Below are 22,663 nucleotides of genomic sequence, written 5' to 3' on the forward strand. Positions count from 1 at the left end.
GAAGCAGGATATACCTGCCTCTGTTGTTATTTATAGATGTGATTCAGTAAATACACTACTGAGCTAACGCTTCTTTCTCTCGTTCGAGATCTTTTTGTTTATGGTGCGCACGCTCACCTAAGAAGGCGTACAGCAGACAGATGATTGAAGCTACACAAGCGCCGACCAAAATAATGAAGCCGCCATCCCAACCGTAATGGTCAACCATAAAGCCGAGTATTGCGTTCGCAGCAACCGCGCCACCTAAGTAACCAAACAAACCTGTTAGACCAGCCGCTGTACCTGCAGCTTTCTTAGGTGCAAGTTCCAGTGCATACAAACCGATCAGCATTACAGGACCATAGATAAGGAAACCAATCGCAACCAGTGCCAACATATCAACCGTTGGGTTACCCGCAGGGTTCAGCCAATATACCAACACAGCGACTGTCACTAGAACCATGAACAAGATACCTGCAGGTGCACGTCGGCCTTTGAATAACTTATCTGAAATCCAACCACACAATAAGGTGCCAGGGATACCTGCCCACTCATACAAGAAGTAAGCCCAAGATGATTTATCTACAGAGAAGTCTTTTGCTTCTTTTAAGTAAACTGGAGCCCAATCGAGTACGCCATAGCGGATAAGGTAAACAAACGCATTGGCAATAGCGATTGACCACAACAGTTTGTTAGAGAAAACGTACTTAAAGAAGATCTCTTTCGCCGTCATTTCTTTCTCATGAGACGTATCGTAGTCGTCTGGGTAATCGTCTTTATGTTCTTCAATCGGTGGTAAGCCGCAAGATTGAGGTGTATCTCTTACAGTAAACCAAACAAAGACAGCAACGAGAGTGGCAAAAAATGCAGGAACATAAAAAGCGGTTCGCCAATCGTCGTTAAAAGCCCACAGCCCCAACAAGAACATTGGGCCAATCAAACCGCCACCCACGTTGTGAGCAACGTTCCATACTGACACTATCTCACCACGTTCTTTTCGTGACCACCAGTGGACCATGGTTCGTCCACAAGCTGGCCAACCCATACCTTGGAACCAACCATTCAAGAACAGCAGGATAAACATCGCAGTGATGCTGCCTGTTGCCCAAGGCATAAAGCCAAAGCAGAACATCACCAGTGCCGACATTAACAAGCCACCGCTGAGGAAGTAACGAGGGTTAGAACGGTCAGAAACACTGCCCATTAAGAACTTAGATAAGCCGTAAGCGATAGATACCGCCGCTAATGCAACCCCTAGTTCTCCACGGCTAAAACCTTGTTCAATGAGATAAGGCATCGCCAAACTAAAGTTTTTACGGACTAAGTAGTACCCCGCATAGCCAACGAAGATGCCAAGAAACAGCTGCCATCGTAGTCGTGTGTAGGTGCTATCGATCTTATCTGATGACAAGCGATCGATATGCGCCATAGGTTTGAATATTCCAAACATAGGAACCTCATAATTATTGGGCGAAGGAAGAATTTAAATGCTCGAACGAAAAAATTTAGCGCTCATTCGAAATCAAGGGAATTGTATGTGCTTCAGGATTAATTTCTGTGATAGAGGTAGTTATTAACAAAAAATAACTTTAAATACAGCATATTAGTTTCATTTAATTAGACTGCGCTTCATATTTTTGTTTGTATCTGTATAATTAAACATCAGAACTTTCGAGTACGAATAAATCCAAAAAGAGCGAGCGAACATAAATCAACCAACAACAACTTTGTTATTACTGCGAATGCATAGTGAATAACAACAATTTTGGTTGAATCTGTGGAGTTATGAAGGTGGTTTGGGCTATTGGTTAAAGAAGTTCGCTAAAATCAATGCAAACAAAAAGGGTCTAGATTTCTCTAGACCCTTTTAGGTAATAACGCTTGGTGGCTTGATGTTGGCTAATTAAGCAAACATTAGCTAATTACTCGAAGTATTAGCTAGCCACACGACATGATTATGCGTCGATGTAAAAAGCTTCTACAGTGCCTTTTAGAGTAATAAGCATTGGCTGACCAAAACGATCTAGCGCTTTTGGAGAAGGGATCTTAACCCAACCTTCGCTGATGCAGTATTCTTCAACATCAGTACGCTCTTTACCATTTAGACGAATGCCGATTGGGTATTCGAAACACTCAGCAACGTGGTGTGGGCTGCGTGGGTTGCCTGCAAGATGATCTGGTAAAGCTGGTCTTGAATTAGTATCGCTCATGTTCATTACCTGTATGTACGTAAATAAAAAAAGTGCGTCATTCTAGTCAATATAGGCTTTGTGCTCAACAACTGCTGCAATAAATCGTCTTGATCGTTTTAATCAACAGCTAGTTGTTTGATTTAAAGGCGATATCGGCATGAGTTTCAACGAAAATTTAACAGGTTTATGCATTATGGATGAAAGGGAGAAATTCAATACTCGAACGGCAGATAAACTAATATCAGGCTTTTATTCCGAGCTTATCGATTAAGCTCAATACTCATCACTTTATGGTTCGGTTCTGATTCGATATTTACGATTGACCAACCTAGCCCTTGGTAGAGACCCATGATATTGGTGTACGCGTAGAGTTGAGTTTGCACTGCAGAAGAAACCTGTCTGACACCACGATTAATCAGTTCACTGGCAATGCCTTGACCGCGCCATTGAGGGTCGACAAACACAGCGTTGATCCACACTACATCACGAACTTGGTGAGGTTCTTGAAAATAGGAATACGCCAAGCCACCAATGACCACATTATCGCGAAGTACTGTTATTACTGGAGGGAGTTGTACGTTTTCTTTATATGTATCTTTAAACTTGAAATCAGACCATTCACTTTGAAATAAGCCCTCTAACTCATGCCAATAAGGTGAGTTTTCATCGCAATTTCTAAAGATTACTTTCTGCATTTTTCCGTCCTTTTAAAGAGAGTAATTCGGCTATCCTAGCCTTGTTTAATCTAAGTGTAGGTAAAGCTACTCTTCTTCGTCGTAATCGTCTGCTGGGTATTGATTAATTTCTTCGCCGCATCCTAGGCATTCACCTTGCAGATCCGTAGGCATCACAATAATCAAACCACAATGAGGGCAAAGATCGCCTTGTTGAAACATCCTGTATTCCTTCTACTTAATGGCTATTGCTTAGGATATTTTTGCTTACTCGCTTCTAGCCAGTCGTGAATCACTTGGCGAGCGGATTCCGACGGAGGTGCATTTCGTTTTCCGCAGATTTGGTCTATTTCAAAAGGAAATGCTTTGCTCGGGACGCGGCGTAAACCTATGGTTAAACGCTGAGGCTTGAGCATGCGGAACACCACATAACGATCGCTCATGATTCGGTTGTGATACACGCCAATACAGTGCTTCTGCTCGATGCCTTCGTGTTCAAGGTCGTAATAATCCGTGAGCGGATGAATGTTGTCATTGCCAAGTAAAGGAACGGGATAAGGGATGTCTTTATCCATTGGGCGATTACCCTCCAAACGACGTAATTGGCGTTGCTCCGTCCAGCGGTCATGGAGTTGTTCAAACATCGCAAAAGAGTTCTGACTGGTAATCGCGCGCAGTGGATCATCCATCTCCAAATCTTGCCCTAGCAATATCGCATCTTGGAACATCGCCATCTTCGACGGTGCGTTAAGTCTGCCCTCTTCCACCATTGCAATCCCTAGCCTGCTACCAGTTAAAAATGGATGAACTTGGTCCAAACGCAGGGCTGTGTATCCAACTTTTGAGTAATGCTTAAACTTAAGGACTCGTCTTTGCAGCGGTTCGAGAATACGAACAATGTGGTCGAGTTCATCACCAACATTGTAATGAAGCTCTAGCTTGTCGATGAATTTGAGTGTCGCCTTGCTGCCGTCTAAGCCCAACTTGGTAAGGACCTTCTTCTGCCCTAAGCGACTTAGTGCCAGTGCTTTCTTGTTGTCGACACTGTATTTCATGCAGATCAAAGCCAAAATAACAGGCCTTAATTCAAGCAATTGCGCGGCTTCATAAGTATTCGCAGCAAGCCACAACATCTGGTATTGGTATTCTGGAAAGTCGTCGGTGATTTCACGATAACGCGCAGGTAATGAATTTAGCCAACGACCATTCACGTCAAACTGTTCAACAAGGTTGAGGCTCAGCCCAATGCCTCCATCAAGCGGTCGTCTACCATCTTCAAACACATGAAAGCCGACGAGCTTTTGAGACCAGTCTCGGATCTCAATATCGTAGTCGAAACCTAATGTTCGAGTGGGAATGGTTAGTAGTGCTGTCATTGATGCCTCTTCGTTATTGGCGCATTGAACTATCAAGCCTATCTAACAGCATAAGCTAGCGCTTCAACCACTATATCAACCTTTTGTAAATTTCTTACCAATCAAAGCGATATAAATACGATAGTGCTTAGAAGAACATTGAATGATGATTTTACGGAATATGAGATCTCTTCGATATCATTTGCGTCAACAGAAACTATGCTTGTTACATAACTCACAACAAGAGGCTTTAATTATGGATTACCGACATATTCTGGTCGCACTTGAACTGTCTGACGACACCAAGATTCTCATTGATAGAGCGACCTTCTTCGCTGATAAACTGGAGGCTGGCATTTCATTTGTTTATATCGATGGTACGCATGGAGAAATTTATCCAGAGCTCGTTGATATTCAGGGAAATGACGGTGATTTACCCATCAATGAAGATGCCGTTAAGCATTTGAAAGAGTTTGAAGCCTACGCCAAACACCCAATCAAGCACATTTTCGTGGGAACGGGTGATTTGAACGATAAGCTCAAAAATGCCATCGAAGCAAACGGCGTTGACCTATTGCTGTGCGGCCATCACCATGATTTTTGGCATAAGCTCATCTCCCATTCTAAACAGATCATCGATACTTCCCCTATCGATATTCTCGTTGTTACAATGGAATAGAAGCTCCAGTTCGACACTCAAAAATAACCGGCATTGCCAACCTCTATCGGTATTATTGGTTGGCTTGATATCCTCTTCAACACACTCATCCTGATCGAAATCTCCTATTTCCCACTTAGAGTAGTCATTTGTGATCTTGTCAGCCTATCAACTCGTAAGCGTCTAATAATTAACAAATCACGTCATTTCGATTTGAATCAACGTACTGAAATGTACGACCCAGACCATGCCTTCATCAATCAATGGACAGGCGGTAACGCAGTCACAACAAGCCTCACAAACCAGGACGCATTATGAAATTTAAAACGGTACGACTTGTATTAGGTGACCAACTCAACATTGAGCATTCATGGTTTAGACAGGTTAACGATGACGTTATTTACATCATTGCTGAGCTAAAACAAGAAACAGATTATGTTGCCTCTCACGTTCAAAAAGTGGCCGCGTTTTTCTGTGCGATGGGTTACTTCGCTAACGAACTCAAAGAACAAGGTCATCAAGTACTCCACCTTACTCTTGACGACACAACGCAATTTGAAAACCTAGACACACTTTTAAAGCACTATGTACACGAATTCGGCGCAGAGAAATTCGAATATCAAAGGCCAGATGAATATCGCCTCTTAGAGCAGATGAACAAGCTCAAGCTGACCAATGCGACCAAAGGTTGTTGTGATACAGAACACTTCCTCTTTCCATTCGAGGAGATAGAACAACAGTTTCCAAAAGACAAACACATCATGATGGAACACTTCTATCGCCGAATGAGAAAACGTTTCGACATTTTGCTAGAAGACGGAAAGCCCGTTGGCGGAAAATGGAATTACGACGCGAACAATCGAAATAAGCTCAAGAAACAAGACATCGAAAACCTACCTCAGCCGCTGATGTTTACCAATGATATAACCGACATTTTGCAACGTATCGAACGTCACCAAGTACAAACCATTGGTCAAGTCGGCAACCAGTTACTATGGCCGGTGAACCGCGCACAAAGCTTGTCTCTACTCGCTCATTTCTGCCAAGTCTGCTTGCCGTTATTTGGGCAGTTTCAAGATGCGATGACGACAGAGCACGACTCTAAATGGAGCTTGTATCATAGCCGTATATCGTTCTCGCTGAACAGTAAACTGCTGAGCCCTAAAGAAGTGATTGATGCAGCACTGTCGGCCTACCAAGCATCCTGTCTTCGAGACAGCTCACCAGATAAGCCAAGCATCGATATTGCACAGGTCGAAGGATTTGTACGCCAAATACTGGGGTGGCGAGAGTACATACGCGCCGTCTATTGGGCAAACATGCCTGCTTACGCCAACAAAAACCATTACTCAGCACATAATAACCTGCCCCATTACTTTTGGGACGGACAAACCAAGATGAACTGCATGAAGCATGCGATTGACCAGTCTCTTGAGTTTGCTTACGCGCACCACATCCAAAGGTTAATGATCACTGGCAACTTCTGTTTAATCACGGGTATAGACCCTGACCAAGTCGACAGTTGGTACCTCGGTATTTACGTCGACGCGATTGAGTGGGTTGAAATGCCAAATACGCGAGGTATGGCACTGTTTGCGGATGGCGGGATCGTAGGAACCAAACCATACTCTGCCAGCGGTTCCTATATCAACCGCATGAGTGACTACTGCAAAGGCTGTCACTACAAGATAAAAGAACGCAGCGGCGAGCAATCTTGCCCTTTCAATAGCTTGTATTGGCGCTTTATGGACCAGCACCGCGATGCGTTAAACCGCAACCCACGTATGGGCATGTTATATCGCTCTTGGGACAACATGGATGAGCAATCACAACAAGCGATTCTCGATACTGCTGAACAACGAATCACAAACTTGGAGAACTTATAATGGTGGAGCAACTCAGATTACACATATTGGTGGTCGGTGGGAGCGGCGGTATTGGTTTCGCTGTGGTTAAACACCTATTATCTGAGCTCTCTCGGTTTGATTTTCTTGATGTGCATGTAGACGCGACTTACCACTCTCAACAGCCGGAACTAGAAAACAATCGCTTGACCTGGCACAAAGTCGACGCGACCAATGAAGCTGATATCAAGCGTTTGAGTTCTGAGTTTGAACAACTTGATTGGTTGATCAACTGCGTGGGTATGCTCCACACTCCAGATCTTGGACCGGAAAAAAACTTGTCGTCCATCGACCCTGATTTTTTCCTCAAAAACATCTCTGTGAACACCCTACCGAGCTTATTATTGGCAAAGCACTTCACGCCGATTCTTAGAGCGAGTGACAATCCAAAATTTGCTGTGGTATCCGCAAAGGTTGGCAGTATTTCAGACAACAGATTAGGCGGTTGGTATAGCTACCGCTCATCGAAAGCAGCCCTAAATATGTTCATCAAAACCATGTCGATCGAATGGCAACGCACCATTAAGAAAGGCACCGTGTTGGCTCTGCACCCGGGCACGACAGACACAGCTCTGTCGAAGCCTTTTCGGACCAATGTCCCTGAAGGTAAGTTGTTTGAGTCAAGCTATGTCGCCCATCAGTTGGTCGATATTATTCGCACTGCCACACCGGATAACAGTGGGCACTTCTACGCTTACGATGGTGAACAGTTAAATTGGTAGTTGATACGAGTGTCCGTCTTTCATTAGTGCTAAAAAAGAAAACCCAACAGAGTTGAAGCTCCATTGGGTTTTTATTTAGAAAGAACGCCTCTGTTTTAAAAGGCGTTTGGTTGATATCTAGCTAAAGATCAAAACTGATCATCACGATTATTCAGCCCAATTGAACTTAGTATCGTCAACACCTTCTTTCTCTTCTTTAGCTCGCTCGCGTCGATGTTGTTCTTCAATTCGCGCAGCGTCTATCTCTTGCATGATGGCTTCGATATCAGCCAAGTCGTCGGTTTCCGTAAACTCACCCGTCAGTTTGCTGTCTGGCTTCAAGTCGCCTTTCTCGTACAGCGCCCACATTTCCTTGGCATACTCGGTTTTTGCCAGTTCAGGAGCAAACTGAGCGTAATAGTCACGGATGTTATTGATGTCACGCGCCAGCATCCACTCAGCGTTGTTGTTAGCCGAAGCGTCAACCGCTTGTGGTAGGTCGATAATTACTGGACCGTACTCATCCACCAATACGTTGAACTCAGACAAGTCACCATGGATCAAACCAACACACAGCATTTTAACTACGTAAGTCATCATCACGGCGTGGTCTTCGATCGCTTGCTCTGCTGACATCACCACATCGTTCAAACGTGGTGCAACGTAACCCTCATCGTCAGTGACCAGCTCCATAAGCAGTACGCCATCAAAGCAACCATAAGGGACAGGCACACGAACACCCGCTTCTGCCAGTTTATATAAAGCATCCACTTCAGCACTTTGCCAAACCTTTTCTTGTTGTTCACGACCAAAGCCAGAGCCTTTTTCCATCGCTCGTGCACGGCGGCTATTCCGGACTTTTCGGCCTTCACGATACGCGGTCGCTTTTTTAAAGCTGCGTTGGCTAATTTCCTTATATACCTTGGCACAACGGATCGTATCGCCGCAGCGCACAATGTACACCGATGCTTCTTTGCCACTCATGAGTTGGCTTGTCACCTCGTCGACTAAACCGTCGTCAACTAAAGGCTGTATTCTTTTAGGTATCTTCATGCCGCCTTTATACATCACTTATCTTACAGATAGAAATATTAACTTGAGAAATGAATGACGAAACGATTAAAGGATCATCAAAATTACGACAAAGGAAGGAAATATTGGAGTTAACGGGTTTAGATCATGAGGATTGACCTGATCTATTCAGATTATGGGACTAAGACTTATTACGACGACAACGTTCAGAACAGTAGATCACGTCATCCCAACAGCGCTGCCATTTTTTACGCCATGCGAAAGGCTTTTGGCAAACAGGACATATCTTAGTCGGTAAATGGGGTTTCTTGTGCATGGCCGTTCCCTTCTTGAAGCATCCACTTCCTGCGTTTACTAGAGATTCCCTATTACGCTCGTACCTCGCTTTAGGGAATGACGAAGGTAATGCGAACAAATCTAGATTCCCTATTACGTTCGTACCTCGCTTTAGAGAATGACGAAGGCAATACGAACAAAGCCTAGTTCTCTATGACGTTTGTTCCTGACTTTAAGGAGTGACTGCGTAGTGATTTGTGACTACTCCCGACTCCGTCATCCTCGAGAAGGAGGAACGACTGAGTCGGGGATCTGCTTCATCTAGCTCTGTTTCTATTTCTGCGCAGATAAATTTAGCAAGAACCAAAGTAACAACCTAAGCGACAACCTTGTACTGCTTCTCCATCTCACTCACACCTAAGCCAGAGTGTTTTGTCACTTTAAGCTGAACGGGCACTCGCTCTTTCAGTGCTTCAACGTGGCTAATGACACCGATCATCTTGCCTGATGCATTCAAGTTATCTAACGCGTTAAGGGCAATGTCCAATGTGTCACTATCCAACGTGCCGAAACCTTCATCTAAGAACAGAGAATCAATACTGGTTTTGTAGCTCACAAGATCAGAAAGCGCTAATGCCAACGCCAAGCTCACCAAGAAGCTTTCGCCACCTGATAAAGTCTTTGTATCACGCATCACATCGCCCTGCCATGTATCAAGCACTTGCAGTTCTAAGCCATCATCGGCTTTACGTTTTAGCTCGTAACGACCATGCAAACGCTGTAGCTGCTTGTTCGCCAAGTACACCAAGTTTTCCAGTGTTAGACCTTGAGCAAACTTACGGAACTTGTCGCCGTTCTTAGAACCAATAAGTGAATTCAGACGTGAAATATCATCAAACTCGACCTGCTGCTCGTCGATCTGCTTGAACAGATCTTGCTGATTACTGCGGTTCTGGCTATCCGTTTCAAGATTGGCGGAAATTGCACCGATCTTTGTCGCATGGCTTTGCTGTGCGTTTTGACACTCAGTAGTCGCTTCTTCAACTTGCTGTTGGTCTTGCTCTTGCCATGCTTTCGCATTTTCGTGATTTTGTAGCTCCACTTGTGTCGCTGTGGCGGTGTTCAACCTAGCTTGCGCACTGACAATCGCTTCGTCTAAAGACTTCTTCAAGCTTTGAAGTTGAGTTCTAACCTCTTCATCTAACAACGCTGCTTCAAAATTAGCCTCATCTTCGAATGGGCTGGTTTTCAGCGCTGCTAACCAAGCATTCGACGCTTGTATGTAGCTCGATTGCTTACTGACTAACTCGTCCGAGAAACCAGTTTGTTTGGTTTGCTCGGTTCGATGTTCCAGCTCGCAACGGTTAAGCACTAACTGCGCAGCATCAAATGCATTTACCGCTTCAGTGACTTTTTGCTTCATCGCATTGCTGGTGGCTTGAATGTCTTTGTCACCAAACAACTCTGTTCTTTCAGCCGTTACACGAGTGAGTTCTGACACTAAAGACTCACTCTCTTGCGTCAGTGTCGCGAGCTCTTTCTCAACACTGCTTAGCTTGTCGTCTAACGTTTTCAATTCGGCATTTTGAGTAATCAGTTGCTTCTCAATATCGGCCTGTTGCTGTTTGGTTTGCTGCCATGTGCTTGATGCTTGCGATTTCGCAGTAAACCAATCATCGATATGCTCAAGTTCAGGTGCTTCGATAGAAGTTTGAACAATGCTCTCTTTCAAAGCGTTCCATTGCTGGCCTTTCGCTTGAGCTATTTGAGTCACTTGCTCGTTTGCGACTTGGTTTTGCTTATTCAAATCAGCTAAGCGTTGCTCGGCCAACTCGAGATTAGACTGCGCCTTGTCAGCCATAACACTTACAGACAGGCGTTGTTTCTCAGCTTCAGCGTAATGCGCTTTAGCATCACCCAACGCTTTGAGTTGCTGCGCGCTCTGACTTAGTTGAAGTTCACACTGCTGAGCAAAGGTCGCGACTGTAGCTTCATTGCCTAAATCGTTAATCGTTAGCAGTGCCAGTTCAGGAGCCGTGCCAACGAAATCCGATAAACTCTGTTGAAGCTTGCCGACAACGCTTTGCCAATTCAGTTGAGCCTGATGAATATCCGCTTGCGCTCGCTGAATGTCATCGTTAAGCGCAGCAATCATAGGAGCAAGAGAATCTAACTGCTGACGATGCTCTTGGCCTTCTTTTTTGATAGCCGTTAGCTCTAGGTTTTCCCTATCTTTTTGAGCAACCAAATTTGCAATGTCTTGCGACTGTTCAACCGAATGGTCTGTTGAACCACACAGTGGGCATTCAGACCCAGATTCTAGAGCTGCACGGTATTTCGCCAATTCGCCTTCTTGATCAATCAAACGCGTTAATCGCTCAAGCAAAGTCTCTCTCTCTTTATATCGTTCCACCAGCACTTCACGCTCTTTCGAAAGCTTGTCGACCAACTGGGTGTTGGTTTGATGTGCCTGTGTTTTTGCGTGCAGCTGTTGTTGGGCATTTAGGAAACCACGATTGATCTCGAGTAATGAGTGCGTATTGCGATTCCAAAACTCCAACAGATCTTTTTGCGAATTCAACACTTGCTCGCTAGTGTTGCCTTGCAAGGCTTCCCACTGTTGCTTTGCACTACTTTCTAGCACAACCAATTCAGCTAAAGTTTTATCTTGCGTTGCTTTAGCGTCTTGAGCAGATTTGATAATCGTTTGCTGTGCATCAACCGCAGACAACGCTTGCTTCGCTGAATTCAACTGCTCTGAATGCTGGCGCTCTAGAGTACGAACTTGCTCGACCTTTGCTTGCCACTGACCTAGGTATTTTTCCAAATGCTGGTCAGCTTGATGCGTATTTAAGTACTCAGTACTGCGTTGATCTTGTTGCTTCAGTGCATCTGTTTTTTGGACTAAAACAACCTGTTGATTGCGCTGCTGCGTATGTTGCTCGTTAAGCGTATTCGCTGCATTAACGGCCGCAGTTTGTTTGTCTTTGAGTACGGCAATTTGGTTATCTAGCGGGCGGACAAGATCGATGATCTTCTCTTGTTCTTGTTGCTCGGTTTTAACCTGTTCGACAATTGCACTGCTTTGAGTCAGTTTAGTTTGCGCGTCTTGCTTCTCTGCATCACGAACGGCAAGTAACTTAGCGCTGTTATCTAAATGAGCTTGAGTAGTGTTCACCTCTAGTTCGCAACGCTTTAAATCTTTGTGCATTGGGCGCAGCTTTTCAGCCGGTTCACTGTATGCCAAACGCTCTAGTGATGGTTGGTTACGGCCTAGTTTATCTTGAGCTGTTTTAAGATCGTGCTCACTGGTCGCGATAGTTTGCTCAGCTTTAGTCACGTCTTTCCACCAGCTGAGATGCGCTTGCCACTCTTTTAATTGCTCGGCTAAACGCTTCTGCTCGGCTTCTAGCGTTTCTCGTTCTGCGGTTAGCTCTTTGATTTGCTCTTCAGACAGTAATCTCACACCTTCTGCTTTCGCTTTGAGCTGATTAAGCGATGTTTCACTCGACTTAAAGTGATCGTAGATGCGCTCTGAGATCAGGCTATACACTTCGGTACCCGTCAGCTCTTCTAGTAGCTCTGCACGATCGTTGGCATTGGCATTTAAGAACGCCGCAAACTCACCCTGAGACAGCATGATCGATTTAGTAAAGCGTGAGAAATCGAGGCCCGTGACCTGCTCCACCAGCTTGGTCTTCTTGGTCAACATGGTCTCTAAGACTTTGTCGGTGTCCGCATCGGCAAACTCGCACGTTGGCGTTTGCAATGCGCCATCGTGTTTTCCACGCGCTCGCTTTTGGTGGAAATTAGATCGGTACGTTTTACCTTGAACTTCAAATTCCAGTTCAGCAAAACACTCACCCGTGCCACGCGTCATTAATTCGTTGTTGCCTTTAGCTATGCTCTTTAAACGCGGTGTGCGGTGGAACAATGCCAAACAAATCGCATCAAGAATGGTGGTTTTACCCGCCCCTGTTGGGCCAGTAATCGCAAACAGACCATTTTCTGCAAACGGTGATTGGGTGAAATCGAGCTTCCAACGCCCTTTCAAAGAGTTCAGGTTTTCAAATTCTAGGCTTAAAATCTTCATACTGGTTACTCTTCTACTTTATTTGGTGTTTGAGCGCTTTCAGACACTTCAACCATCACTTGTTTAAACTTCACCGTCATTCGCTCTAAACGTGCTTTTTCAGAATCGGTTTCAAACTCTTCTAAGGCAATACGCTTCGTAAACACGTCCATCGGGCTCAGTTCAGATAAGGTCTCTGCCGACTCTTGCTCTAATGCTTGATTACGACGCTCTCTTGCTCGGCGCAGTTGAAGTACTTCCACATTCAATCCTTCGGTCAGTGCGCGCATACGTTCTTGTAGATCCGACAAGTAATCTTGCGCTTGCACTTCTATCGATAACCATACGCTTTGGTCGCTATCTAAACCTATGTATTGGTTAAGCTGAGATTCGATCTCGCTCAAGTCGCCTTTGATTTCAGCTAGAGGTTGGAATGTGGGAACAGGCAGTTGAGAAATGGTGCGCTCACCTTCAACAAACTCAACCACACACACTTGTTTTTGAGACTTAAGTTCATCAAAACTTAGTGGGATTGGAGAGCCTGAATAACGAATGTATTCACGCTTTGCCACCACTTGTGGGCGGTGGATATGACCAAGTGCAATATAGTCTGCGTCTGGGAAGCCATCAGCGGCAAAACCATCAAGGTTGCCGACATAGATATCACGTACCGAATCCGATTGTTGAACACCCATCGCAGTTAAGTGGCCGGTAGCGATGATCGGCATGTGCTCGCTGTTTGCAAACGTCGCGCGCTTAGCAACCGCCGCATCATAAACACTTTGATAATGCTGTTTGATTGCATCGCCGAGTTGCTTCTGACGCTCAACGCCAGTGACACCCGCCTGGCTCATCAACACATCGCGAGGGCGAATAAAAGGAATGGCACAAACCAGCGCTTCTACATCGCCGTTCTTACCTTTTAGTTCGACAACCTGAGTCGCATGATCTTCATTGGTGTTCGGAATTACGTCTGCGCCCATGTACTTCAGTAATTGCTGTGTCTCCTTCAACACAGACACCGAGTCATGGTTACCACCTAATAACACCAATTTGCAACCGATCTTGTTCGAATCGACCACAAACTTGTTATACATCTCACGAGCGTAACTCGGCGGTGTACTGGTATCGAAAATGTCGCCAGCAACAATGATCGCGTCGATGTCGTGCTCTGTAACTTGCTCAAGTAACCATTGTAAAAACCGTTCATGTTCATTCTTACGGCTTTTATTGTAGAAGTTTTGGCCAAGGTGCCAATCGGACGTGTGAAGAATCTTCATTGCTGCTCACTGGAAGTCGGTAATACCTTTAATCTACCAAAATAGTCGAGATAATTCCCTTTTATAAGCTTGTGAAAACCAACTAATTTCAGGCTTTGGACCAACTCCGCCCATAGCGTGACCAATCGTTATTTTTGACATAAAAAAACCGCTCAACGTTAGAGCGGTTTTAGGTGTCCATAGCTTTAGCTTTAAGCTATTTCACAGAGGTCGTCAAAAATTGTACGAAGCGCCCAGAGTTACTGTGCTAAACGCTACATCACGGCTTTCGGGCCGAAGAATTCGATATTTACTGCATCTGCTTGTGAGATTAAACGTAAGGTTAGGCTTTCTACTGGCGTGTATTCAACACCTATACCAAAATGGAAGCCTAATTACGCGCAGCTAGACAATCAAAGATATTGCAATAGATGCCATGATCACGCCAACGACAAATTCCAACACCTTCCACGCTCTCGGGTTCTTAAACATTGGAGCCAAGAAGCGAGCGCCATATCCAAGTGAAAAGAAGAACACGAATGACGCCGATACCGCCCCAGCGCCAAACAACATTTGATCCGGTTGATATTGAGTTGAGATAGACCCCAGCAATACCACAGTATCCAAATACACATGCGGGTTAAGCCAAGTGAACGCCAAACACATCGCAATCGCTTTGGTTAATGAGTCTTTAGTTTCTGCCGTGGCTTCTAAGGCGTGGTTTTCGGTAAATGCTGATCGGAAGCTTAAGAATGAATAGACACCCAAAAAGATAGCGCCACCATAACGGGCGAACTGCTCAATTTGTGGGAACTGCTTAACGATTGCGCCAAAGCCCGTCACGCCAAAGCTAATCAGTAAGGCGTCAGAAATGGCACATACAGCACAAACTGCCAATACGTGTTGGTTCTTAAGCCCTTGCTTTAAAACAAACGCATTTTGAGAGCCAATCGCAAGAATCAGCGAAAGGCCAAGGGAGAAACCTGCAAAGTAAGTCGACATCTAAGGCTAGTCTCTTAACGCAACTCAATACTCATAAACTGGCTGTGCGGGTCTAACACATAATCAGCAAAGGGTTCACAGTATCCGAAGCCAAACTTTTCATACAGGTTACGCGCAGCCTTAAAGTAGTCTTCTGAGCCGGTCTCTAAACTGATTGTTTGATACTGGCGGGCGGTTGCTGTATCCAATACGTGCTGTAAAAGTTGGCTCGCAACACCTGACTTTCGAGCAAACTGTGAGGTTCTCATCGATTTGAGTTCAGCGTGTTGGGTATTTAGCTCTTTAATGGCAACACACCCAAGTAGTTGGCTGTCTTTCCAAGCACTGAAAAAAGTAATCTCTGGTGACTTGAGCCCATCTAGATCCAGTGCATGAACGCTTTCGGCTGGCGAAGTGGCGTACATATCAGCGAGGTGCTCTTCAAGTAATTCAATGACTTCCCCACCCGACAAGTCATCCACCTTAATTTCTATTGAAGCACTGCTTTCCAATGCTGTTCTATTTTCCATTGAACCCTGTGCATTTATTGCTGATGTCATTGTTTCAACTCTCCTTGTTTAGTTCGCTTATTTAGCTTGAGTGATTTGGTTTTTATCAACAGCCCACTTTCCTGAATTGTTTCCTTTTCAAGAACTCGGTTTGAATCAGTAAAATTACTGATTAATCATAAAATTATAAATGTCACACTGGGTTTACCTAGATACCATATTTTTCCTATCTCGTCTCGTGATAAAAGCGTTCCGCAAAGCCCGTATGGTCGCTGCATTGAGGGAGCAACACCTGTTTTAGTTAACGAATAAGTAGTCAGGGCAAAGTGAATAGCGATGACACGCGTACTGATGTTGTTGGCAGCTTAAACATCCCTTTAAACGGTCTCATTTAAAACGACCATAAGTTAGAAAATAAAACGCTTTCATTGATCGAATATTTGATTGCGATTTTCCAATTTCGGTATATGATGCGCCACCCTAATTTTTCAGCTTATGCTGCAGGCAAATATGTCCGCCAACGCACTCTATACCGACCTATCCGGTTACTATGATTTAATGTGTGTAGATATTGACTACCAAGCGCAAAGTAACTGCGTACGTAGACTCCATCAAATCTTTGGAAATGAAGGAAAAACACACCTCGACTTAGCTTGTGGCACTGGCCCACACGTTCGTCATTTTATTGATTTCGGTTACCAAAGCGGTGGCCTAGATCTTAACAAGCCGATGTTAGATATCGCAGAAGTTCGCTGCCCGGAAGCCAAGTTCTCAGTACAAAACATGAGTAACTTTGAGGTCACGGAACCACTCGATCTTATCACTTGCTTCCTGTATTCCATCCATTACAACGATGGCCTTGAGAAGCTTAAAGAGTGTATTGAAAGTGTGCATCGTGCGTTAAAGCCAGAAGGTATTTTCTGTTTTAACGTGGTTGATAAAGACAAGATCAGCAATGACCTGTTTGTTAGACACACAACAAACCAAGACAAAGACGATTTCACGTTCCGTTCTGGTTGGTATTACTCTGGTCAGGGTGATAAGCAAGCGCTAAAGCTTAGCATCGAAAAGACGACTGCTGGTGAAACTCAAGTGTGGAATGATGAACACCCAATGGTGGCATTCTCGTTTAAAGAGTTAATCGAGATATTGAAGCCCTACTTCGAGGTTAATATCTTCGAGCACGATTACGATAAGCTGATTCCTTGGGATACTCAGTCCGGTAATGCGCTGATCACATGTGTCAAAATCTAGATTAATAGATAAACGGCAAATTAAACCAAATCTATAGATCAAAAAAGAACCCACACTCGCCATTCTCCTTTTAGAGCATCAGCCAGTGTGGGTTCTTTTGTATCAAGCTATCAGTTACTGAACTCTAAATTAGAAGTCCGCTGTCATACCTACGTAGTAAGTACGTGGCTCTTCAACATAGCCCATGCTCTCTAGCTCTTGTGATACAGCTTCGTCAGTTAAGTTCGTGATACCTGCACGTAGTCGTACTGAAGCATTCACGTTGTAGATAGCACCTAGGTTCAGCGTTGTGTAAGCGTCTTGAGTTAGATCGCTTTCGATCTGACGTTCACCACGGTAACGCGCACTCACGAAGGTACTTAGATCGTAAGTTGGGCTCCAGTTCAGTTTAACTAAACCCGAATGCTTGTAACGCTCAAGTAATTCGTCACCAGTAGACTTATCTTCAGTGTCTAAGAATGTGTAATTACCAGACACACCCCATTCATCAGTAATTTGGAATTGGCCTGTAAGCTCAGCACCTTGAACTACAGCCTCTGATACGTTTGTATAAGTACGCTTACCATTCACATAGCCAGTTGAGCTTGAACTATCAGCGCAACCTTTACCCGATTCAAACACTCCGCCGTTCTCACAATAGGTTTCATCACGATCAATTAGGTCGTTGATTTCATTTCGGAATAAGGCACCTTCAACATTCCAACGAGGTTGGCTATAAATCGCAGCGATCTCATAGTTCAAGCTGGTTTCGGGCTTAAGATCTTCATTACCATGTAAATCACATACGCCTTTACAGCTATTAACTGTGTAGTCTGTCTGATTTTGAGTCAATGTTGGTGCTTTAAATGCTTTACCCACACCACCCTTGATGATCAGGTCATTCGTTGTTTGATGAACCAAGTACACACGTGGGCTGAACTCTTCACCGTACAGTTCATGCTTATCTAAACGACCACCAATGGTTGCCGTTAGTTGATCCGTCATTAACCATTGGTCTTGAACAAATAACGCACCTTGATAAGCTTCAGATGTACCATTGACTAAGTTTTCTTTGTTGGTTAATTCACTCAACTGGTAGTCCATACCAAACGTTACGGTGTGACTATCACCAAGATAAGTGGTCGCCGAAGCTTCAACAATTTGAGTCAGCTCTTCGATGTCACTGCTATAGTTAGTATCTGAGTCCGCAGCATCATTATCTGTCACATTTTCACGTGAATAACGTACTTGCGTGTCACCCCAGCTCCAAAAACCACTATGTGTGATCGCTTGGCTCTGACGTACAACACGTGTGTCAGACTCAATCACAGATGATACGTTTTCCGCAGATGACTCACGTTCGTCGTCACTGTAACCAAAATCGAAATCAATGGTTTGGTTGTCTGTTGCATTCCATGTCAGGCTCGCGAGTAAGCTTAATGTCTCTCTTTCTTCTAACGCAGTAATGTCTGAACGATCGTAACCAGAGCTATGCGTACCAGAATAGGGTTGCCAAGCATCACGGCTAGTTTGGTTAACAGATAGGCGAGCAAACAACTCGTCTTCAATCAACGCACCAGATGTCGTGAAGCCCATCGAATACTCTTCCCCTCCATCACCATCAAGTGGAGATGAAGTGTCCATGCTCAGTGTAGAGCTCCAATCGTTTTCTGGAGCCTTAGTGATGATGTTGATTGTACCGCCCATACCATCTGAACCGTAAAGTGCAGACATTGGGCCACGGATTATTTCAACACGTTCGATCGAATCAGCAGGAATCGTTGATAGGTCGAAGTCGTTACCACGGATGATGGCACTTGCAGAGCTTAAACGACGACCGTTCACCATGATAAGAGTGTAATCTGAATCCATACCACGAATAGAGATCATCTGACGGCCAGCACGTGTGCTATCAAAGTCAGATTCGACACTCGTTGATTCTGCAACGATGTCCGCCAAGGTAATACCAGGGCTGTCTTCAATGTCTTGCGCGGTGATAACCGACATTGAAGCTGGCGCTTGTTTTAGTGCCATCTCGGTACGAGTTGCCGTAACAACCATTTGCTCATCTGTTGCTTGCGCTTCTTCTTGCGCCAACACGTTAGCTGAAAGTGAGGTACAAATAACAGCGACTGCGATCGAAAGGGGTTTACGAACCAAAAGAGGTTTGCGAATCAAAAGAGATCTCTCAGACATGATATTCATTCTTATATGTGATTGGTAATGATAATGGTTTGCATTAAACAACCAACTACCACTCTTATCAACGAAAGTTTCATACCAAAAATCGATTCTCGTTATTCACCATTCAAATAATGAAAGAGATCTATATCCAACTCGATAGGTATTCGTAATTTTCATTCACCCTGCAGATGGATTATGTATAAAGCTCTTTGAATATATTGCGAACCCAGCGACACATCGGGTCGTTATGAAAGCGCTTATGCCAGTATAAGTAGACGTCTTCTGATGGGTGGCGCAACGCTTTAGGCACGCGTTTACAAACAAGATCTCTTTGCGTAGCGGCTTGTTGAGCAAAAGGTGTCGGTAAATGAAAGATGATGTCGGTTGCTTCTGCCATATCCGGCGCGACGTTAAAATTGGAAAGCTGAATTGGAATGGACAGCTGGCGCTGCTTATCAATCAAGCCAAGATCTTTAAATCGACTTTCGATCGAGAGCTTCTTATCCCCTTGCAGTGAGATTTGACCAAGTTGGCTATTCAACAAGTCATCAACCGTGATCTCTTTGTCCGCCAAAGGATGTTTTTTACTCATCAGCAAACGGTAATCGCGGCTAATCACGAACATTCGATACAAATTTTGCTCTGAACTTAACGGCTCGTGGGTCGACAACACAAAGTGCGCATCACCGGATAACAGAGGCTCAAAGTGTCGTTTAGGAATCGAGTCGATATCAACAGTCATGTTTGGCGCTTGTTGACGTATCTCCGCAACTACCTTGGGCAGCAAGTGCGCGACATTAGGCACTAAACCAAAGAAACGAACCGTACTGTCACTGCTTTGTGGTTCGAATACATCGCCATGTACCAGCTTTTCTAAACGTGTCAGAACCGAATTGAGATCTTGCTTAATGGCTTCTGCTTTTGGCGTTAACTCATAGCCATAAGCCGCTCGCACCAATAGATCATCATTGAAAACGGTACGCAGTTTTTGCAGAGATCGGCTCACCGTAGGTTGGCTCATATCCAGCGCCAATGCCGTGTTGGAAACGTGCTTCTCTTCAAGAAGGTGTTTAAGAATAACGAGTAGATTGAGGTCGACTTGAGCAAGATTCATTATGCAAATATTAACAATATATAAAATTCAATGTGCGCATAGTGCTATTTCTTAACATGTAATACAATTGATAATCACTCCTATTTTGATCTAGAGCAATATGCAGAGCAGAGTTTAAGGTTAAGTGGGTTTTAAAGCTCTAAGTCAGAACTGTTTAAACATAAAAAAGAGAGGCACAATGGCCTCTCTTTGATCGTCTACTTTATATTGCTAGCGTTGAGCTTTCAGACTACAGCTTTGTCCAAGCATCTTGCCAGTATTGGCTATCTGCTGGAGCGTAAGACGCGCTTGCACACCATGCCGTGTATGGCCAAGGCTTACATTCGTACAAGCCATTATCGCTGCCGACCACAATGTCACCCGCTGCGTAGTTGGTGCCCGCTTCATATGGAGGATAATCACCTGGAGGAGGTGTTGTACCACCACCGTCTTTAACAGCGAACGAATCGTTTACCATCACCATTTCACCGTCAGATGCTTTACCGACCACTTCAAGTCCATATTGCCCTTCCGCTACATCGTATAAGTCGATGGTAATGGCGCGGCTGTCCGTTACGTTAACCTTAGTTTGCTCAACCACAGTACCTGCACTGTTGATCACCATAGCGGTAACATCTAACGCTTCATTTGATGTCAGTGTTAGATCTAAACGAACATTGCCGTTATCTGGCGCATATTGTGATTGAAGTCCTGAAACCGAAAGCTCTAAGTCATCGCCCGGATCTGGGTTACCACCACATGAAGAGTCTGAAACTTTTCTCCAAACGCCCCACTCACCTGTTGTTCCTGGCTCTTCGCCGCGAGTGTACCAACCTGCTCCCCACGTTGAACCGTCATGAGATACTTGGTCACCTTCAACATAAACGGTGTCGGCATCCCATGCAGCAGCACAGTTAGAACCATCAGTTACAGACACTTTACGGTCAACGGTTACGGTTTGGTTCGCGCTGTCTGTCACGCTATACACAAGTGTGTAGTTGCCGATTTCATTTACATCGACACTGCCAGTGTGTGTAATAGTGCTTGTCAGGTCGCCATCTTCAGCATCATTCGCCGTCACGCCTGCCATAGCATCAAATGCAGTACCCAACACAACTGTTGTGTCAGATACGCCATTAAATACTGGCTTCTGGCTGTAAACCTCTACCGTTCTCGCTTTAGTGGTTTCGTTGTTATCGCTGTCTTTCACTCGGTAAGTCAAAACGTAAGTGCCAATAACACTGGTTTCAACGTAACCTTCAACATCGATTGATGACGTTAGATCGCCGTCTTCTTTGTCTGTTGCCGTCACGCCATCCATAGGATCAAACGTTGTGCCGTGAAGAACACGCGTATTTTCGACACCTTTAAGAACGGGCTCGCCCTCGACTGGTGGTGGCGTTACCTGACCGTGTACAAACGGGCCGTAGTCTTTAATGAACTGCTCGTTGTATTGTTGGCCGTTTTTGTTGGTGCCCATGTCCCAGTTGATAGACCAAGTCATCACACCACGTAGCGGTTGACCTTGCGCCGTTAGGCTATCAAATGCGTCGTATAAATCTTGTGGCTCTTGTACAAAACCGGTTGCTGCAGCATCGATGCTTGAAGGAATACCAAACACGAGCTTGTCATGTGGGATCTTGTGGAAACCACGCGTTCCGTTGATAAGAGAATCAGAAATGTAGTAGATGAACTCTTCTTTTAACGCATCGTTGTTTTGAGCAATCCAACCCACGCCTTCAACCCAGATACCATCGCCACCTTGGTTGTAGAATTGTGGGTTAATCCAGTCGTAATAGCCTTCTAGATTATCGATATAAGGAACGTACTTACCGGCTGTCGTGAGATACGGGAACTCAGGCGCCATAGTAATAAGGAAGTTTTTACCTTCAGCACGGTAGTGGTCTTTTACCAACTTAAGAGCATCAGGAATCACGGTTTGATTGTTTGCGGCGGTTACGGCTGCTTGTTCAAGGTCAATATCTAGGCCATCGAAACCGTAACGCTCAGTTAGACGGATAATCTCATCAGCAAAGGCTCTTTCATCACCGGTTTCTAGCTCTACGTGTGCATCAGCACCACCCAAAGCCAACAGTACAGAGCGACCTTGCTTGTTGAGTTCCGAGATTTGGTCAATAAATTGTTCTTCTGAAAGCCCAATGGTTGGGTCCAGTTTAAAAGTTGGGATTCGACCATCAGCCACATCGTAGACCTTCATGAATGACACATTCACGATGTTGTACATTGGGTTCACTTCATCCAGCGTCACACATGGCGCATTACCACCTTGGTAGCCGCCACCGTCACACCAGTTATGCCAATAGCCAACCACGACGCCAGAGTCTGGATTCGTCATATCTGAACCATTCGCATAAACAGCGCCAGACATTGCCGCCATGCCGAGCGATACTGCTAATTGTAGAGCTTTACGTTTCAACATTAGTCCCACTTCCTTACTTAACAGCTGTGCCAATCACAACCGAACCAATTCATTGTAATCATGAATATTTATAGAGAAGTAATGGAATTTATAGGAAAAGATGACCTTTGATTTAACTTGT

The 22,663-nt window shown here is 44.7% G+C and carries 18 protein-coding genes and 1 pseudogene; 4 read left to right on the forward strand and 15 right to left on the reverse strand.

The genetic code is table 11. The features are described from left to right. Positions 1–55: 55 nt before the first annotated feature. The 5 genes from glpT to AB6D58_RS18105 all read right to left on the reverse strand — a co-directional run bounded on the left by glpT (position 56) and on the right by AB6D58_RS18105 (position 4,221). Positions 56–1,429, reverse strand: a complete 1,374-nt coding sequence (glpT, locus tag AB6D58_RS18085) for a glycerol-3-phosphate transporter (RefSeq protein WP_029235560.1) — start codon at positions 1,427–1,429, stop codon at positions 56–58. A 505-nt stretch (positions 1,430–1,934) separates the two neighbouring features. Beyond that, positions 1,935–2,189 (reverse strand): DUF3297 family protein, encoded by a 255-nt coding sequence (locus AB6D58_RS18090; protein WP_017059204.1) that lies wholly within the window; start codon positions 2,187–2,189, stop codon positions 1,935–1,937. 242 nt (positions 2,190–2,431) lie between these two features. After that, a complete protein-coding gene (locus AB6D58_RS18095) occupies positions 2,432–2,866 on the reverse strand; it encodes a GNAT family N-acetyltransferase (protein ID WP_017059203.1) in 435 nt (144 codons plus the stop codon). 66 nt (positions 2,867–2,932) lie between these two features. Further along, positions 2,933–3,067, reverse strand: a complete 135-nt coding sequence (locus AB6D58_RS18100) for a hypothetical protein (RefSeq protein ID WP_276605522.1) — start codon at positions 3,065–3,067, stop codon at positions 2,933–2,935. 23 nt (positions 3,068–3,090) lie between these two features. Continuing rightward, positions 3,091–4,221: a PcfJ domain-containing protein gene (locus AB6D58_RS18105; protein ID WP_102393696.1), complete on the reverse strand. Its 1,131-nt coding sequence runs from the start codon at positions 4,219–4,221 to the stop codon at positions 3,091–3,093. Positions 4,222–4,456: 235 nt separating this feature from the next. On the opposite strand from AB6D58_RS18105, the gene AB6D58_RS18110 reads away from it, so the two are divergent. The 3 genes from AB6D58_RS18110 (at position 4,457) to AB6D58_RS18120 (ending at position 7,484) form a co-directional block, all read left to right on the forward strand. Further along, positions 4,457–4,879, forward strand: coding sequence for a universal stress protein (locus tag AB6D58_RS18110; protein ID WP_102393695.1), 423 nt, complete (start codon positions 4,457–4,459; stop codon positions 4,877–4,879). 293 nt (positions 4,880–5,172) lie between these two features. After that, on the forward strand, positions 5,173–6,744 hold the full coding sequence (locus tag AB6D58_RS18115; protein ID WP_102321009.1) for a cryptochrome/photolyase family protein: 1,572 nt from the start codon (positions 5,173–5,175) through the stop codon (positions 6,742–6,744). Further along, positions 6,744–7,484, forward strand: coding sequence for an SDR family oxidoreductase (locus tag AB6D58_RS18120; protein WP_372157946.1), 741 nt, complete (start codon positions 6,744–6,746; stop codon positions 7,482–7,484). The genes AB6D58_RS18115 and AB6D58_RS18120 overlap by 1 nt, the downstream gene beginning before the upstream one ends. Positions 7,485–7,631: 147 nt before the next feature. Here AB6D58_RS18120 and AB6D58_RS18125 read toward each other — a convergent pair whose 3' ends face one another. From AB6D58_RS18125 to AB6D58_RS18155, 7 genes and pseudogenes are all read right to left on the reverse strand, one after another. Then, complete coding sequence (locus AB6D58_RS18125; RefSeq protein ID WP_029235559.1) at positions 7,632–8,516, reverse strand: PA4780 family RIO1-like protein kinase; 885 nt, start codon at positions 8,514–8,516, stop codon at positions 7,632–7,634. 160 nt (positions 8,517–8,676) lie between these two features. Further along, positions 8,677–8,811 carry a DUF2256 domain-containing protein gene (locus AB6D58_RS18130; RefSeq protein ID WP_081324519.1) on the reverse strand — a complete coding sequence of 45 codons (135 nt, stop codon included), beginning with the start codon at positions 8,809–8,811 and terminating at the stop codon, positions 8,677–8,679. Between the two features lie 336 nt (positions 8,812–9,147). Further along, positions 9,148–12,864 (reverse strand): AAA family ATPase, encoded by a 3,717-nt coding sequence (locus AB6D58_RS18135; RefSeq protein ID WP_372157948.1) that lies wholly within the window; start codon positions 12,862–12,864, stop codon positions 9,148–9,150. A gap of 5 nt (positions 12,865–12,869) precedes the next feature. Further along, positions 12,870–14,123, reverse strand: coding sequence for an exonuclease subunit SbcD (gene sbcD / locus AB6D58_RS18140; RefSeq protein WP_372074067.1), 1,254 nt, complete (start codon positions 14,121–14,123; stop codon positions 12,870–12,872). Between the two features lie 213 nt (positions 14,124–14,336). Further along, positions 14,337–14,494, reverse strand: a pseudogene (locus AB6D58_RS18145) (porin family protein); the annotation flags it as partial. Between the two features lie 13 nt (positions 14,495–14,507). Further along, entirely contained in the window at positions 14,508–15,104 is a 597-nt protein-coding gene (locus AB6D58_RS18150) for a LysE/ArgO family amino acid transporter (RefSeq protein WP_017059193.1), read from the reverse strand. Between the two features lie 14 nt (positions 15,105–15,118). Continuing rightward, complete coding sequence (locus AB6D58_RS18155) at positions 15,119–15,643, reverse strand: GNAT family N-acetyltransferase (RefSeq protein ID WP_017059192.1); 525 nt, start codon at positions 15,641–15,643, stop codon at positions 15,119–15,121. 459 nt (positions 15,644–16,102) lie between these two features. Here AB6D58_RS18155 and AB6D58_RS18160 point away from each other — a divergent pair, with 459 nt between their 5' ends. Further along, positions 16,103–16,846, forward strand: a complete 744-nt coding sequence (locus tag AB6D58_RS18160) for a class I SAM-dependent methyltransferase (RefSeq protein WP_029235856.1) — start codon at positions 16,103–16,105, stop codon at positions 16,844–16,846. A gap of 129 nt (positions 16,847–16,975) precedes the next feature. Here AB6D58_RS18160 and AB6D58_RS18165 read toward each other — a convergent pair whose 3' ends face one another. The 3 genes from AB6D58_RS18165 to AB6D58_RS18175 form a co-directional block, all read right to left on the reverse strand. Next, positions 16,976–19,021, reverse strand: coding sequence for a TonB-dependent receptor domain-containing protein (locus AB6D58_RS18165; RefSeq protein ID WP_102333278.1), 2,046 nt, complete (start codon positions 19,019–19,021; stop codon positions 16,976–16,978). Between the two features lie 181 nt (positions 19,022–19,202). Further along, on the reverse strand, positions 19,203–20,123 hold the full coding sequence (locus AB6D58_RS18170) for a LysR family transcriptional regulator (protein ID WP_017059189.1): 921 nt from the start codon (positions 20,121–20,123) through the stop codon (positions 19,203–19,205). 229 nt (positions 20,124–20,352) lie between these two features. After that, the gene (locus tag AB6D58_RS18175; RefSeq protein ID WP_372074065.1) at positions 20,353–22,542 is read right to left on the reverse strand and encodes an immunoglobulin-like domain-containing protein; all 2,190 of its coding nucleotides are present in this window, start codon (positions 22,540–22,542) and stop codon (positions 20,353–20,355) included. Between the last annotated feature and the right edge of the window lie 121 nt (positions 22,543–22,663).

Source organism: Vibrio sp. 10N.239.312.D08 (genome assembly GCF_041466145.1).
Taxonomy (GTDB): Bacteria; Pseudomonadota; Gammaproteobacteria; order Enterobacterales; family Vibrionaceae; genus Vibrio; species Vibrio crassostreae_C.